Source organism: Pedobacter sp. SYP-B3415 (assembly GCF_004138205.1).
Classification (GTDB): domain Bacteria; phylum Bacteroidota; class Bacteroidia; order Sphingobacteriales; family Sphingobacteriaceae; genus Pedobacter.
Map to the genome: position 1 here is coordinate 243276 of NZ_RXNQ01000011.1, position 15656 is coordinate 258931.

Annotated in this window: 13 protein-coding genes; 7 read left to right on the plus strand and 6 right to left on the minus strand. The window is 49.4% G+C overall.

The features are described 5' to 3' along the window. The first annotated feature begins 90 nt into the window (after nt 1-90). The 7 genes from EJV45_RS07025 (at nt 91) to EJV45_RS07055 (ending at nt 7675) form a co-directional block, all read left to right on the plus strand. Nucleotides 91-2619, plus strand: coding sequence for an ATP-binding protein (locus EJV45_RS07025; RefSeq protein WP_240755221.1), 2529 nt, complete (start codon nt 91-93; stop codon nt 2617-2619). Nucleotides 2620-2699: 80 nt separating this feature from the next. Then, on the plus strand, nt 2700-3074 hold the full coding sequence (locus EJV45_RS07030; RefSeq protein WP_129714954.1) for an STAS/SEC14 domain-containing protein: 375 nt from the start codon (nt 2700-2702) through the stop codon (nt 3072-3074). Nucleotide 3075: 1 nt separating this feature from the next. After that, the gene (locus tag EJV45_RS07035) at nt 3076-3516 is read left to right on the plus strand and encodes a hypothetical protein (protein WP_129714955.1); all 441 of its coding nucleotides are present in this window, start codon (nt 3076-3078) and stop codon (nt 3514-3516) included. Nucleotides 3517-3534: 18 nt separating this feature from the next. Further along, nucleotides 3535-4077, plus strand: coding sequence for a hypothetical protein (locus tag EJV45_RS07040; protein WP_129714956.1), 543 nt, complete (start codon nt 3535-3537; stop codon nt 4075-4077). 118 nt (nt 4078-4195) lie between these two features. Continuing rightward, complete coding sequence (locus EJV45_RS07045; RefSeq protein WP_129714957.1) at nt 4196-5281, plus strand: formylglycine-generating enzyme family protein; 1086 nt, start codon at nt 4196-4198, stop codon at nt 5279-5281. A gap of 134 nt (nt 5282-5415) precedes the next feature. Beyond that, complete coding sequence (locus EJV45_RS07050) at nt 5416-6312, plus strand: NAD(P)/FAD-dependent oxidoreductase (protein WP_129714958.1); 897 nt, start codon at nt 5416-5418, stop codon at nt 6310-6312. A gap of 109 nt (nt 6313-6421) precedes the next feature. Beyond that, nucleotides 6422-7675, plus strand: a complete 1254-nt coding sequence (locus tag EJV45_RS07055) for a DUF2130 domain-containing protein (protein ID WP_129714959.1) — start codon at nt 6422-6424, stop codon at nt 7673-7675. A gap of 529 nt (nt 7676-8204) precedes the next feature. Here EJV45_RS07055 and EJV45_RS07060 read toward each other — a convergent pair. From EJV45_RS07060 to EJV45_RS07085, 6 genes are all read right to left on the minus strand, one after another. Further along, nucleotides 8205-9911 (minus strand): ABC transporter ATP-binding protein, encoded by a 1707-nt coding sequence (locus tag EJV45_RS07060; RefSeq protein WP_129714960.1) that lies wholly within the window; start codon nt 9909-9911, stop codon nt 8205-8207. Continuing rightward, nucleotides 9911-10621 carry a 3'-5' exonuclease gene (locus EJV45_RS07065; RefSeq protein WP_129714961.1) on the minus strand — a complete coding sequence of 237 codons (711 nt, stop codon included), beginning with the start codon at nt 10619-10621 and terminating at the stop codon, nt 9911-9913. Before EJV45_RS07065 ends, EJV45_RS07060 begins: the two co-directional genes overlap by 1 nt. Nucleotides 10622-10800: 179 nt before the next feature. Then, nucleotides 10801-11520, minus strand: a complete 720-nt coding sequence (locus EJV45_RS07070) for a basic secretory protein-like protein (RefSeq protein ID WP_129714962.1) — start codon at nt 11518-11520, stop codon at nt 10801-10803. An 85-nt stretch (nt 11521-11605) separates the two neighbouring features. Next, nucleotides 11606-13000, minus strand: a complete 1395-nt coding sequence (locus EJV45_RS07075; protein ID WP_129714963.1) for an arginine decarboxylase — start codon at nt 12998-13000, stop codon at nt 11606-11608. Nucleotides 13001-13168: 168 nt separating this feature from the next. Beyond that, nucleotides 13169-14083, minus strand: a complete 915-nt coding sequence (ctlX, locus tag EJV45_RS07080; RefSeq protein ID WP_129714964.1) for a citrulline utilization hydrolase CtlX — start codon at nt 14081-14083, stop codon at nt 13169-13171. A gap of 9 nt (nt 14084-14092) precedes the next feature. Then, nucleotides 14093-15547 carry an arginine deiminase family protein gene (locus tag EJV45_RS07085; protein WP_129714965.1) on the minus strand — a complete coding sequence of 485 codons (1455 nt, stop codon included), beginning with the start codon at nt 15545-15547 and terminating at the stop codon, nt 14093-14095. Nucleotides 15548-15656 lie beyond the last annotated feature (109 nt).

Here is a 15656-nt window from a genome sequence, read left to right on the forward strand (position 1 = left end):
AGTAAAAGCCGGCTGGCGAACGAACATGTTGTTTGGTCAGATAATTGATGTGATCTGCTGGCTTCTGCATTCGCTGTCTTTCCATCAATAATGAAAATAAAAGGTACGCCTCAGAAAAGTTTCATCAACGCCGTAAAAGGTAAAGTAATTATTGGCTTTCTATTGGCCTGTATCGCTTTGTTCACGGCATGGGGCGTAAGTAAGGGTGCTTTTGATGAGATTCTTACAACAGTCGAAAACATTTCGGCTCCCAATGAAAGACTGCGGCTGGTCAATGATCTTTCGCTTCGTATTGCCAACCTGGACCAGGCGCAAAAGCGCAAACTTTACAGCGATCCCGGTAATTACAGTAAATTCTTTACCGAATCAAAACTGTTGCGCAGGAAGCTTGATACCCTGAATAGCTTGTATGCCCGGGATTCGCTCCAACTCGCCCGTTTCCAGTCGATAGGAAAACTTCTTACCGCCAGGGATAAGCAGTTTCTGAACTACCTGAAGGTACGCGAAGGGATGGTGAACAACAAAGCCATTGCCAGTCAGCTGCAGCGGCTGAACCAGCTTGTCGATGAAGGTGCGCGTCTTTCTGATACGACCATAGTGGCCACGGAACGTACAACCTCAACCACAACCCTCGTGCCCGTTGAAAAAGAGCGAAAAGGTTTTCTTAATAAACTGTTTGGTAAAAAACGCGAAGAGGCCGAAGTGTCTGAGCCGCAAAGTGTAACCAACGAACAGTTTAACGTCAGGCTGGACACCATTGCCCTTGCCCGGCAGGATAGCCTGACCCGGAACCTGGAAAATTCGCTGAGGATCATTGAGCGCGAGCAAAAAGCAAAAAGCAAACGCTTCCTGGATCGTGAGGCTGAACTTGCTGAAGCCAATGGTCAGCTTATTAACCGCATGCTGAATATTCTTGGCCAGGTTGAAGGGCAGGTTGTGGAACAGATCAATCAGAATGTTCACAAAGCACAGCATACTGTTAACGGCGGCGTAAAACGGATCAGCCTGATCATTCTCTGTTTTTTTGTGCTAACGGCAATTCTCTTGTATTTCATTCTCGCTGATATTGTACGGGGTAACCGGTACCGCAAGGCGCTCGAGCAGGCAAAAGAAGAGGCTGAACAATTTGGCAGGGCCAAGCAGCGGTTTCTGTCAAATATGAGCCATGAGATCAGGACCCCGCTCCAGTCAATTATCGGGTTCTCCAAACTGATCAGCGATGCAGATAAACCCGAGCGTAAACACATCGAGGCTATTCACCATTCTTCAGAACACTTGCTGCAGATTGTCAATGAGGTGCTGGATTACAACAGGATCATTTCTGGCGAACTGACGTTCTCCGAACAGGCATTTTCAATGACTGCACTGCTTGATGAGGTGCTGGCCGCAATGAGGCCGCACGCGGAAGCAAAAAATCTCGTTTTGAATGCAGAGTACGATTTGCATGGTGCTCAGTTTGTAACCGGCGACCCGTTCAGGCTGAGACAAGTGCTGTTTAACCTGCTGGGGAATGCTGTGAAGTTTACCATGGTGGGGAGCATTACCCTTTCAGTAGCCTGCAAAGCGCAGGGGAACGAACGTCACTTTAGTTTTTCTGTTCGCGATACGGGCATCGGCTTTGATGAAAAGGACAGCGCACGCATTTTCCGTGAATTTGAACAAGTGGAAATGCCAGAGAAAAGCATTATTAACCAGACCGGAACCGGGCTTGGACTGGTGATCAGCAAATCAATTGTGGAGAACCTGGGCGGACGCATCTACGCGCGCAGCAAACCCGGAGCCGGCAGTACCTTTGTTTTTTATCTTACCTATGAACATGCTGAACCGCCGGCCTCAAAAAATGATATGACGGTTCCGCGGCGCACATATCCGTTTAAAGTTTGGATTGCCGACGACGATGCGTTGATCCTGGATTTGTGCAGCCTCATTTTTCGTAAGTACCAAATAGATTTTGAAGCGTTCAACTCACCGTTGACCTTACTTGAGGCACCGCTCAGCGACGATGTGAAGTTTATCCTGCTCGATATCCGTATGCCTGAGATGTCAGGGCTGGAGCTCTGCTCGCAGATGCGCAGGCGGACAGGAAGCGATGTGAAAATTTTCGCCATCACCGCCCAGGTCCTGCCCGACGAGCGGCAACATGTGCTTGACCAGGGCTTTGATGGTATCCTGACGAAGCCTTTCCGGGAGGAGGAACTGATAGCTGTGTTTGATGCCGCTGAAACATTGGGTGCCGGGGCCATACCGCTGCAAAAAACTGATTCTTTTGAAAACGATTCGCTGGATTTATCGACGCTGGAGCGGATGACCTTTGGCGATGCCGGGCAGCTCCAGAAGATATTACAGCGTTTCACCGCAGATACTGAACGCGACCTGAGTGCATTACAGGCTGCGGTTGATGCCGGCGATACCCTTGCGGTTCATGCCGTGATACATAAACTTGCCGGGAGAACAGGTCAGATTGGATCCAGACCGCTTGCAGGCTCGCTGCGCGCGATGGAAGCACAGTTGTATACCACGACTACGTTAACGCCTCAGGATCTTAACGCACTAAGCAGCCTGACCATACGCCTGCAGGCACTCTTGGATGAAGTGCGTGCGTTGGATGTATACCCGTAGCAGGCGCCCTGTTCTGCATAGCGTAAATCTTTTCCTGAAACATTCCGTATATCGACCGTGTTTTCAATGGAAAAACCTATATGCTCACACAAATCGATAATTTACCACCACATGTTTTTGGTGTTCGTGCCACCGGCGAGGTAACGGAGGCCGACCTGAAAGAGGTTTTGCTGCCCGGACTTGATGCACTGGTTCAAAGCCAGAACGAAATCTACTACCTGCTTGTGCTTGATACGGATGTGCAGAACTTTACCTTCGGTGCCTGGATTCAGGACATGGTAGCCGGCCTGCGGCATTTAACGAAATGGGAAAAAATGGCTATTGTGACGCCACAGGAGTCGGTAGAAACATTTACCAACTACTTTTCATACGTGAGCCCGGGAGAAGCCCGTGGTTTTAAGAAAAACGAACTGGAACAGGCAATTGTGTGGGTAAGTACCAGAAACGAAAAATAATATGCAAAAACTAAGATCACTGGTAGCCGGCCTTGCCGGATCTATCGCACTAAATATCTTGCATGAGACCATGCGGAAAACAGACAAAGGTGCTCCGCGCGTTAATAAGATCGGCGAAGAGGCACTAGCAAAATCACTCCGGTATTTCGGGTCGCCGGTACCCGGAGACAGGGAGCTCTACCAGGCTACACTGGCTTCTGACCTGGTTGGCAATGCATTTTATTACGCACTGATCGGCGCAGGCGATCCGCGGTTTATATGGCCCCGCGGTATTATGTATGGACTCATGGCGGGCGTGGGAGCTGTGCAGCTGCCCAAACCCATGGGGCTGAACCCCGAGCCGGTTACACGAACCACAAAAACAAAAGCAATGACAACCGGCTATTATCTGTTTGGCGCACTGGTAACCGCGGCTGTTTTAACGGCCATGCGCAGGAAATAGTTGGCTAACGAACACAATATGGAAGAGAAAAAAAACAGATCAACCTATAACAGGCCCGAAGGCGACCGCACCCTTGATGCGGAGGTACTGCATATCGACCTGCCAAGATTCAGGGAGCAGATCAAAACAGAAGAAGCCTGGCTTAAGTCAGATCGTAATGCCATTACGGTATTCAAAACTGAAGGAATGACCATCACGCTGGTAGCGCTGCACGCGGGTGCACTGCTGCAGCCGGGAAGTTATGAGGGCACAGGCCTGCTTACCGTGCAGGTGCTGGAAGGCGAGATGGAATTTATTACAGAGGCAGATGTTTTCAAACTCACCGAAGGTCAGCTGATAAATTTACATGCACACCTGCCCTTCAGGTCTTCGGCGCGGCTCGAAACCCTCGCCCTGCTTACAATGGTGCGTTTTGCAGAACAAGGATCGGTCGGAACGGAAAGCGAAACCCTACAGGAAAAAACGTTTGGAAATACGATCGATGCACCGGTAATCACAGGCAGCACGCCACCCTTGTCTGAACTGGACCGGACCCGGATGGAAAATCCGCCGGAGGCGTAAACAGAAAACATCTGTGTGCAAGCAGATCACTGCCAGCCGGTCAACATACAATGTTGTTACAGAAACCCATATGAGGCGCTTTTCCACTATACTTGTGTATCAGACGTAAATGATTTTTATGAAGAGTTCAAGGATGGTGTTGCCGGTGTTTTTTGCGACAGCAATCATGTTTTTTCAGGCTTGCAGCAGTAATGCAAAAGAAGATCCGATTCAGGATACGGCATCAGCTGCTGCCGGGAACGGCAATGATATCAAGTTTAACGGGGATACCTCTCATACAGATATGGTGCGCATTCCCGGCGGCACCTATATGATGGGTGCAGACAATGACCAGGCAGCTCAGGATGAATATCCAAAACACCGGGTAACCGTCAGTGCATTTTGGATGGACGTGCATGAGGTTACAAACGCCCAGTTTGCTGCATTTGTAAAAGCAACCGGTTATAAGACTACTGCCGAGCGTAAACCCGACTGGGAAGAGCTGAAAAAACAGCTCCCTCCCGGTACGCCTAAACCAGATGATAGCCAACTCGTACCCGCATCGCTCGTTTTTAATCCGCCCGCAACCCAGGTAGACCTTCGTGATTTCAATCAGTGGTGGCGTTGGGTGCCCGGCGCTGACTGGCAGCATCCTGAAGGGCCCGGCAGTGACATTAAAGGAAAGGAAAATTTTCCCGTGGTGCATGTAAGCTGGGATGATGCGAACGCCTATTGCCAATGGGCCGGCAAACGGCTGCCGACGGAAGCTGAATGGGAATTTGCAGCCCGCGGCGGAAGAGTAAACGAGATTTACCCCTGGGGTAATGAGCATGTGGAAGCCGGCAAACCAAAGGCCAACTCCTGGGACGGACATTTCCCGGACAAAAATACCGCGCGCGATGGTTTTAAGGGACTGGCGCCGGTGAGGTCATTTCCTGCCAATGGTTACGGATTGTTTGACATGGCCGGAAACGTCTGGGAGTGGTGCGCCGACTGGTACCGAAACGACTACTACCAGCGCGTAGCAAGCACTGAAGGTATTATAAATCCCAAAGGTCCTGCAGACAGTTTTGATCCGGAAGAACCATCTGTCCCAAAAAGAGTAGCCCGCGGGGGATCGTTTATGTGTAACGACAGTTATTGTTCCGGATATAGGGTAGCCCGGCGTATGAAAAGTTCGTACGACTCCGGACTAAGTAATATGGGGTTCAGGTGTGTTCGTTAGCCGGGCTTGCAAAGCGACTTCTGATTGGAAATACCGCCCAAATTTAGATCATCGTAAAGTCAGAAATGCTGACGCTAAAAGCAATCATGTTGCATTTGATATGTTTTAGTTTAGATTTGTGAAAAAGATAAGATATGGAACAGAAAAATTTCGATGTAATAGTAATAGGGGGGAGTTTTGCGGGGCTGGCCGCTTCGCTTGCGCTTGGCCGGGCGCGCAGAACAGTGCTAGTGATAGACAGTGGACAGGCATGTAACCGGTATACGCCACATGCGCACAACCTGCTTGGCTTTGATGGTGTTCCTCCCGCAGAGATACGCCAAAAGGCGAAATCAGATGTCTCAAAGTATCCTGGCATTTCTTTTCTGAGCGATACAGCCGTTTCTGCTGTACCAGCCGGCGCCGGATTCAAGGTTGAAACGGCCGGCGGGGCATCATACCACGCGAGGAAACTGTTTTTTGGGACTGGTGTACGCGATCTTTTTCCGGCCATTGAGGGTTTTGAAGATTGCTGGGGTCGCTCGATTGTTCACTGTCCGTACTGCCATGGTTATGAACTTGCTGACAAACCTACAGCTTTGTTTGCGGCCGGCGATGATGCCATGCATTTTGCAAAACTGCTGCCGCAATGGGCAGGAAGTCTAACCCTTGTTACAAATGACCGGGGAACGTTTAGTTTGTCTCAACTGGAATATTTCAAAGAACATAATATACCGGTTATTACATCGCCGATATCGGGTTTTGTGCATAGCAAAGGAATGTTAAGCGCTATCCGTTTTGAAGAAGGCCCTGCGCTGGAGGTCGAGGCCATGTATGCAAGAATCCCTTTCAAACAACATTGTGAGTTACCGGAACAATTGGGCTGCCTGTTAAACAGCGACGGCTTGCTGATGACAAATGAAATGCAGGAAACCACGGTAGAAGGTGTATATGCGGGTGGCGACAATACAACGCAGATGCGTTCGCTGGCCAACGCGATTGCGCTGGGAACCAAGGCGGGTGCTATCATCAACGGTGCGCTTTTAAACTGAACCGACCAGCCGGAACGATCCGGATGGGTAGGGGGGCAATCGCCCGGCGCCGATTGATAAGTTGGGTGAATTACGTTAATTTTGTAATCCATTCAAATTGCCAAGCCACATGCCGACAGAGATCAAGTGCCCCAGTTGTTCGCACGTTTTTCCGATGGAAGATGCCATAGCGGAAGACTACAAAAAAGAGCTGCGCGAGCAGATGCGCTCGTTTACTCAGAAAAAAGAAGAGGAATACCGGCAGCGGATTGAACAGGCTGAGCGTGAAAAGTCAGAACAGCAGCGCCGTTTTGAACTAACACTTGCAGAGGAAAAAACGAAGCTGAAAACAGACCTGGAGACCAATCTTAGGAAAAATATTGCAGCAGATTTCGAAACGCAGTTAAGGCTTCTGGAAGAAAACGCAAAAGACAATGCTGAACGGCTTCGTCAGGCGCGCGAAAAGGAAATTCAGTTCCTTCAGCGGGAGCAGGCCCTGAAAGACAAAGAGGCCGAACTGGAACTGGCCATGCAGCGACGCATGCAGGAGCAGCGCAATGAACTCGTTGAACAGATCAGAAAGCAGGAAGCCGAAAAAAATGCCATCAAAGATACCGAACACCAGTTGCGACTAAAGGAACTCGAAAAACAACTGGACGATCAGAAAAAGCTTGCTGAAGAAATGCGGCGTAAAGCTGAGCAGGGAAGCATGCAGCTGCAGGGAGAGGTCCAGGAGCTTATCTTAGAGGAACTGCTCAGGAGCAATTACCCGTTTGATGTGATAGAGGAGGTGGGAAAGGGCGTCAGGGGTGCAGATTGTATCCAGCTCGTGAGAAATCAGTTTGGGCAGGAGTGTGGCCGGATCATTTACGAAAGCAAGCGGACAAAAGACTTTTCTCTTGAGTGGATTGAGAAATTGAAGCGCGACATGCGCAGCCTGGGTATTGATGTGGCTGTGATTGTTACCCAAGCCTATCCAAAAGGTATGGATTGTTTCGGTCAGCGTGACGGCGTATGGATCTGTTCTTTTGAAGAAGTGAATGCCGTGGCGTATGTTCTGCGTGAGGGCATTCTGAAGTTGTCAGGTGTGATGAAATCGCAGGAAAATCGTGGGGACAAAATGCATTTGCTGTACGATTATCTGACAAGCTCGGAATTTTCAGAGCAGTGGAAGGCCATACGGGAAGGTTTCATGAGTATGAAACTGTCAATTCAGAAAGAGCGTGATGCGATGGAAAGGTTATGGAAGGCGCGCGAGAAGCAGCTGGAGAAAGTGTTGTTAAACGCGGCCCACATCCGCGGATCTATCGAGGGCATAGCAGGCAGTGAAAACATTCAGCTTGGCCTGACAGACGAAGATGAAGACCCGCTTTTGATTGACTAGCAGGTACCTGCGCTGCGTCACCCTTCTATCGTTCATCGTCCTCCCCGATTTGTAATCGGGGAGCGTTGAGAAGCGGATTTTCAATCCGCCCGATATCAAGCCGGGTTAAAAACCCGGGGTCCGGCTGCCCCGGATTACAAATCCGGCGCGACAGGGCTGGGCACCAACCCGCACGCTACCAGGTTGGGTTTGATCGTCCTCCCCGATTTGTAATCGGGGAGCATTGAGAAGCGGATTTTCAATCAGCACGATATCAAGTCGGGTTAAAAACCCGATGTCCGGCTGCCCCGGATTACAAATCCGGCGCGACAGAAGGTTGATCTTCAATCCCCGCAATATCCGGTCAGGTTTGATCGTCCTCCCCGATTTGTAATCGGGGAGCATCGAGAGGCGGATTTTCAATCCGCACGATGTCAAGTCAGGTTAAAAACCCGATGTCTGGCTGCCCCTGATCATAAATTCAGCGCGACAAAAGGTGGGTCGCCAATTCTCGTAGTACCCAGCCAAACCTCCGATCCGGCGGCAGCCGTCATAACCGCTGGCGTCCCGGAATGGCGTCGATAAGTTTTTTTGTGTATGCAGCCGAAGGTCTTGAATAGATGTCTTCCGGGAAACCCTGCTCTTCAATCTTGCCCTTGTTCATCACAATCATCCGGTCTGAAATATGTTTGACTACAGCCAGGTCATGCGATATGAAAATGTACGTTAACCCAAATTCCTGCTGCAGTTCCCTGAGCAGGTTCAGCACCTGGGCCTGTACCGAAACATCGAGGGCAGAGACAGACTCATCGCAGATGATGAACTCGGGTTGCAGCGCCAGCGCCCTCGCAATCACTACACGTTGCCGCTGGCCACCGCTGAACTCATGGGGATAGCGGTTAAAATGCTCGGCTTTCAGATCCACCTTTTGCAGCAGCTCTATGGCTTTATCTTTTCGCGCCCGGTCACTGCCATGTAAGCCATGAACCTTTAACGGCTCAATGATCGAATGGCCAATACTGATCCGGGGATTAAGCGACGAATAAGGGTCCTGGAATATAATCTGCATATTTCTGCGCATTTCCTGCAGCTCCTTTTTGCCGCGCGTGCGCAGGTCGGTCCCTTTAAAAAGGATCCTTCCCGCGCTGGGCTCAACAAGCCGAAGCAGGCTTCGGCCAAGGGTGGTCTTCCCACAGCCCGACTCGCCGACAAGCCCAAGTGTCTCGCCCGGAAAAACCTGGAAGCTAACTGAATCAACGGCCCGTACCACTTCAGTTGCTGCTCCGAAAAATCCCTTTTTTAGCGGGTACCAGGTGCTTAGTTCCCGCACATCCAGCAAGGGTGGCTGCGCATACAACATGTCGCGGCGCGCCTTGATTTCAGATTTGGTATAACTGTTCTCCTGTCTTAGGTGCTGTACAGATTGCATCGGATCGGCATGCAGGAAATCGGCCACAACGGGCAACTTTTTAAGTCGCAGATCAGGGGCAGGGCGGCAGGCAAGAAGTCCCTTTGTATATGGATGCTGCGGATTCTCAAATACTTCCCGTGCAGGCCCATGTTCAACGACATCACCGTGCAGCATAACGCTAACAGTATCTGCAATTTCACTGATAACGGCCAGGTCATGCGAAATAAAGATCATACCCATATTCCGTTCAGTTTTTAACCGTAACAGCAGCTGAAGAATGGTCTTTTGCACGGTGACGTCGAGCGCTGTAGTAGGCTCATCAGCTATGAGCAGCTCCGGATTGCAGCTGAGCGCCATAGCGATCATGACCCGCTGTTTCTGTCCCCCCGAAATCTGGTGGGGGTAGCTGTCAAAAATCTGTTCCGGCCTGGGCAGCTGAACTTCTTCAAATAACGCGATCGTTTGCTGCCTTGCTTCTTTATGACTTACACGCTGATGCAGCATAATCGCTTCGGCTACCTGGTTTCCGCATGTAAAAACAGGGTTAAGCGAAGTCATTGGTTCCTGGAAAATCATGGAAACTTTGTTTCCCCGGTAGACCCGGATCTCTTCCGGTTTAAGCGCCATGAGGTTACGGCCATTGAATTGTATCGTACCTTTAATTTCGGTCCGCCGCTCATCATGCAGACGCATTACAGCAAATGAGCTGACAGATTTGCCCGACCCGGATTCCCCAACAATGCCGAGCACCTTTCCGCGGGATACCTCAAGGTTTATTCCCTTCACGGCCTCAATTTTTTTGCCTTCGTGTTCGAAAGATATCTGCAGGTTTTTTACCTCTAGCATCAGTTTATGATATTTATGTTTTCCTCCTCGAGCAAGGGCTCGCCTTTAAACTTCAACAGGATCTGAGCTGTGGTCACCACGTCTTTCTGACAATAGTTTACAATGCGTTCCAGGTTGTTCTCCTCGTAATAAACGGTTCTGACCTGGCTGCCGTCCATGTCATCTTTAGGTGTCGGTATTCCGAAAACGGCCGCGAGCAGATTCAACGAAGTGAAGTTCTTCTGGTCGCCAAAGCGCCAAAGCTCCATGGTGTCGATATGTGAAACCTGCCAGGGTTTTTTGCCCCAGAGCTGTAGCTGTTTGGGAAGGGGCAGGTCGTTGGCAAGCAACCGCCGACAGAGATACGGGAAGTCAAATTCCTTTCCGTTATGCGCACAGAATGAGCGTGCCGCAGTTTGACGTGACAACAAAAGACCAAACTCATGCAGCAGCTGATTTTCATCATGACCATAAAAAGATTTCAGCCTGAATTCCCGGTTGCCTTGCCTGAAGTTGAAAATGCCGGCGCTGATGCAAATAATTTTACCAAACTCGGCCTGAATGCCTGCATTTTGATAAAATTCTTCGGCGGTTTGTTCTTTGCGCTGGAACCTCGTTTTGGCTGCCCATAATTCCATGATGTACGCAGGAACGGCACCGGCATCAGGGTACTGTGGAACAGTCTCTATGTCGATGACCATTACCTCATTCAAGTCCAGACCTGCTAACATGCGGGAAAGATAACGAAATGCGGTAAAAAGTCCAACGGGACGGCATGTATGCTTCCCCTGTTCTCTTACCGCCGGGCCCGAAGGAAGGAAAATGAGCGCCACGAATCCCGCCCAGGGCTAGACGCAAAAAGCCCGACAAGGATAGCTCCAGCAATCCGGAAGCAAAGCGGCCGCGGGGCTTACAGCGCCGGACTTGCTTTATATTCAGCCCACAGCTGCGCTGCGGTCTTCCCCGTCAGCGTTGTGAAAATTGCACCATTCGCATAGGCTCCTTCCCGGCAGGCCTTATCGAGCGCCTCAGGAAAACCAGCCTTCACTTTTCTTTCTATCCAAACGAAAAACCTGGCGGTTACGCCATAGGCATCTGTATAGTTCTCGTTGGCTGTAGGCGCGTGGTCTATGCGTGCTTTCCACTCTGCAAGGTCTACGCCATATACATAACGTGCATAATCGGCAAGGCCTTCAACAACCCATCCCGGTGTGCCCGAATTCCCCGGATAGTTTTGTACAACATGCATAACCTCATGCGTTACCACGTCGATGTCTTTTGCATTGTTACCGGTAAAATGATCTGACTTATAAATGATCTTAGCCTGTCCGCTCAAAGCGACAGCTACTGCACCCTGGTAGGTAAAGTTTCTTTCCACTTCGAAAATAAGATTCTTTACAGCGACCGGGTTGAACCGCTGAACCAGTTTCGGATAAACTGTGATAAAGGTTTCACCGAACTTTTTCTTCAGGGCATCGCCGAAGGCCGGATCGTTGTTGATGATTTTAGCAGAAAAATCGCCCACCCTGTACACCTGTTCGTCTGCGCGCGGCAGTGGTTTGGGTGTTTCTTCCTTGCAGGCAGTCAGCGCCAGTGAGAGGCAGCAGAGCTGCAATAGTTTCCGTTTCATGGTTTGCGCGAAAAAAGTAAAATCAGCCGGGGGCTAAAAAAAACAGCCGGTAAGTTCCGGCTGCCTGTATGAATGAAGATACGTACTATGCTCCGTATCCCAAAATTTTAAGTACCTGTTTGCTGTTTTGTTCCTCGCCAAATACTTCGAAGTTGAAGCTTTCATCCCGGTTCCTCCTGATTATGACGTGCTTAGGGCTGGGAAGCAGACAGTGATGAATACCACCGTAACCGCTTAACACCTCCTGGTACGCGCCGGTATGGAAAAAGCCCAGGTACTGTACCTTCCTTGTTTTTGGCATGAACACACTGTTCATGTGCGCCTCCTGGTTATAGTAGTCCTGCCCGTCGCAGGTAATACCACCCAGGTTCACGCGTTCGTATTCTGCATCCCAGTTATTGATCGGCAGCAGGATATACTTTTGATTGAGCGCCCAGACATCAGGGAGGTTGGTGATAAACGAACCGTCAAGCATCAGCCAGCGTTCCCGGTCGTTTTGCTGTTTGCGTCCCAATACCTTGTAAAGAATGCCTGAAGCTTCAGCAACGGTGTATTTTCCAAATTCTGTAATGATATCCGGTTCCATCACTTCGTGGATCGCACAGATCTCTTTGATACGCTTCACGATCTCATTAACCATGTATTCGTAGTCGAAATCAAATACCAGGGAATCTTTGAATGGCATACCACCGCCTATATCAAGGGTATCGAGATCAGGATTGATCTTTTTGAATTTGCAATAAAGCGTGACGTACTTCTCGAGCTCATTCCAATAATACGGTGTATCTGAGATACCGGAATTAATAAAGAAATGCAGCAACTTGACTTTGAAGTTCGGGTTTGATACGATTTTGCTGTTGTAGAAGTCGATTACGTCTTCCATTCTCACACCAAGCCGCGAGGTATAAAACTGTGAATCAGGTTGCTCTTCAGCCGCTATGCGGATACCGAGTGCACAAGGTTCATCAAGCTCTATCTCATCATCGTAGAGATTAAACTCTTCCTTGTTATCCAGAACAGGAATGATATTTTTAAAACCGTCATGCAGCATATCAACGATATACTGTTTGTATTGATAGGTCTTAAAACCATTGCAGATAACGGTAATTTCTTTATTTACAACACCCTTTTTCTCAAGCGCATCAATCATTGGCATGTCGAAAGCGGACGAAGTTTCAAGGTGGATATCATTTTTCAGCGCTTCTTCAACAATATGGCGGAAATGTGAGCTCTTTGTGCAATAACAATACTTATAATTTCCCCTGTAGTTATTCTTCAGGATAGCGGTCTGGAAGAGAATCTTTGCCTGCTGGATCTTCTTACTAACCAGCGGAAGATAAGTGAAACGGAGCGGCGTACCGTACGTTTCGATCATCTCCATAAGGTTCAGGTCCTGGAAATAAAGTTCATCATCGATTACTTCAAATCCTTCCTGCGGAAAGCCGACACTGAGGTCGAGAAATTCGGAATAACTCTGCATTTTTTCTTGCTGGTATTTTTTTGCAAAAGTGTGATTTTTCTGCGGGATTGTTGCAGTCGCCAATAGAATTTTCAGGGCGTGACTGCCCTGTAACCCACTGTCTGAAAAAGTATGACAAATCAGCTACACAAACCGCGCTTTTTGCCGCCGATAAAACATTGTTAGCGGCTAGTTCTCTGGGAGATGGATTTCTGCAAGCATGCATCTGGCACTTCCGCCGCCGTTCGTTTCAATGGTATGGAGTGGTGCGTAAATAATTTTCCCATACTTTTCAAGAATACCGGTTTGTGCTGGCAATAATGACTGGAAGGCTTGCTGCGACATCACAATAAGTTTTTCCTGGCGGCCCTGAATCTGCAGCATATTTCCCGCAAAACGATTCATCTGGTCCAGGCCTATAGCGATGATTTCTTTGCCTGTTGAGCGGATTACGCCGATGAGCTGCTCACGCTCGCCTGCATCAGGGATGGCATCAAAACAGCTTAATACGAAGCCGTCGCCCACGCACATCATGACGTTGGTGTGGTAAACAGGATAACCCGATGCATCCTGGGCGGAAAAAATGACAGGCCGATATCCCGCGCGTGTGCAGAAATCCTGAAGTACTTCAGTGTCAGTCCGAACCGAGCGACAGGCATAGGCGATCTTATTGTCTCTGTCCAGCACCATACTTCCCGTTCCTTCCAGATAACGGGCGGTGTTTTCGAAATTGCTCAGGTCTTCGACAGATTCAAGCCTGAATTTTGTTGCAAGCTGGTCCAGGATATCGGGACGCCGTTCTCTGCGCCTGTTTTCCGAAAACATAGGATACATATAGGCGCGCCCGTCTTCATGAAATGATACCCAGTTATTGGGAAATATCGAATCAGGCGTTTCGGGTTCAAAAGTATCATCGACGACCGTTACATCAACGCCCTCCCGGCGCAGGGTCGCTGCAAATCCATCAAACTCGGCAAGCGCCCTTTGCTGAACGGAATCGATTCCGGCCGCTGCCTGGCTCTGGAATTTATTGTTTTCTGCCGTCTGCGGATTAAACTTAAAATCGACGGGGCGGATCATCAGGATGTGACGGGTTATTTGCATACGTAGTCTTTAAACGAATCTATTCAGAGAATCGCGCCTTATGGGTAAACTCATGCAGTGAAATCCGCCCCTGGCGCGCGAAAGTTCTGCCGATGGCATCAGGATAAGGGTGTCTTTCATTTCTTCTGGCTGAACAGCACCTGATTCAAGCTGTTCGATAAGCCGCGCAACTCTTATCACTTCAAACCCATGTTTTTTAAAAGCCTCTACAGTATTATCGTTGCGGTCATAACCCAGCACCACACCCTCACGTATGGCAAGCAGGTTGCAGGAATCGGTCCACTGTTCACGGGCGTCGAACGGGAAGGTATCGTTGCCGCTGTAGATGAAACGGGTTTCTTCCTCGCTGCCCAGATCGTTCACGCTTATATCATTGAGCAATGCCTCAATGCTTTCAAAGCGCAGCGGCTGCATGGGGTCTTCCTTTCTGAATTGTATAATTTCTGTTTTGTCACGGTTTTCCTGTTCAACGAGCAGGTGAATTGGTTCTTTAACAGCATTTCCAGCCCGCGAAACGGAACTGAGTACCGCCCACACATTCCGCTTTACCTGGGTAAAAATCGTGTCAATGTGCATGAAGTCGCGTTTATTTGGAATCTTTACAACCGTCACTTTATTAACTACGCCGTGCTCAAACAATAACTTGATAGCCTCATTGGCCCCAAGCGGGGAGGTCCGCTCACTGCAGCCGATCAGTACGTGATCAGGGCTTACAACCATCACATCACCGCCCTCAAGCGTTGTCCGGTGATCTTCGTCTTCGCCCGGGCGCAGAAAATGCTGCAACGGATCGGGAATTTCAAGAATCTGCTCTCGATAAGCCTCAAAAAACGGGTGATTGAAGAAAATGTACCGCATGAGCAGCGTTTCCCTGCTGCGCGCTTTTTTTGCAGGTTTGTTCAACAGGATATGGCCATTTATCGTGATACCTACGTCGCGGGTGAAAATGAGATTTGGAATAGGAGCGAAGATCATCCGCCCGTCTTCCAAAGTGCCTGAAATAAATATCCTGGCCAGCACTTTGGGTTCGGTGGCGATCAGCTCCTGCTGTAGCCTGTATGTGCAGCCTTCTATGGCACAAACAGAGGCGCTGAGTTTTTTTCTGATTCCTTCATCCTCAAGAATCTGCGCGAGCATTTGCTGCAGTTCGATCACCTTTGTCGAGCTGTGAAAACCCGGATCGCCGGGCTTGAAAAATGACCGGTTGCTTTCTTCAGAATCTATTTCCTGAAGTTTTCCTTTTATTTTTTCGGGATCAAGGAAGTACATCAGAAGTTTGATGTAATAATCGTACTCATCTTTTCTGACCGTGTCCAGGTGAACGATGTCTTCAAACAGCCAGTCTTGCGCCTTCGAGGGCACTACTTTGCCCAAACCACTGTCGGGGCTGTGAATCAGCAGCGCCCGGAGCGTACCGATCTCATTGGATACATGGATCCCGTTGTCGTGTTTTTCTATGCTCATAAGTTTTGGTTGGAACAAAGGTACCTTTATTTTTTCTAAGTACGCTTCAGACGTACAGATCTGCCCTGCGGGCGATGGCCGTACGCTCGCCAGCAGCAGAAGCTCCGCT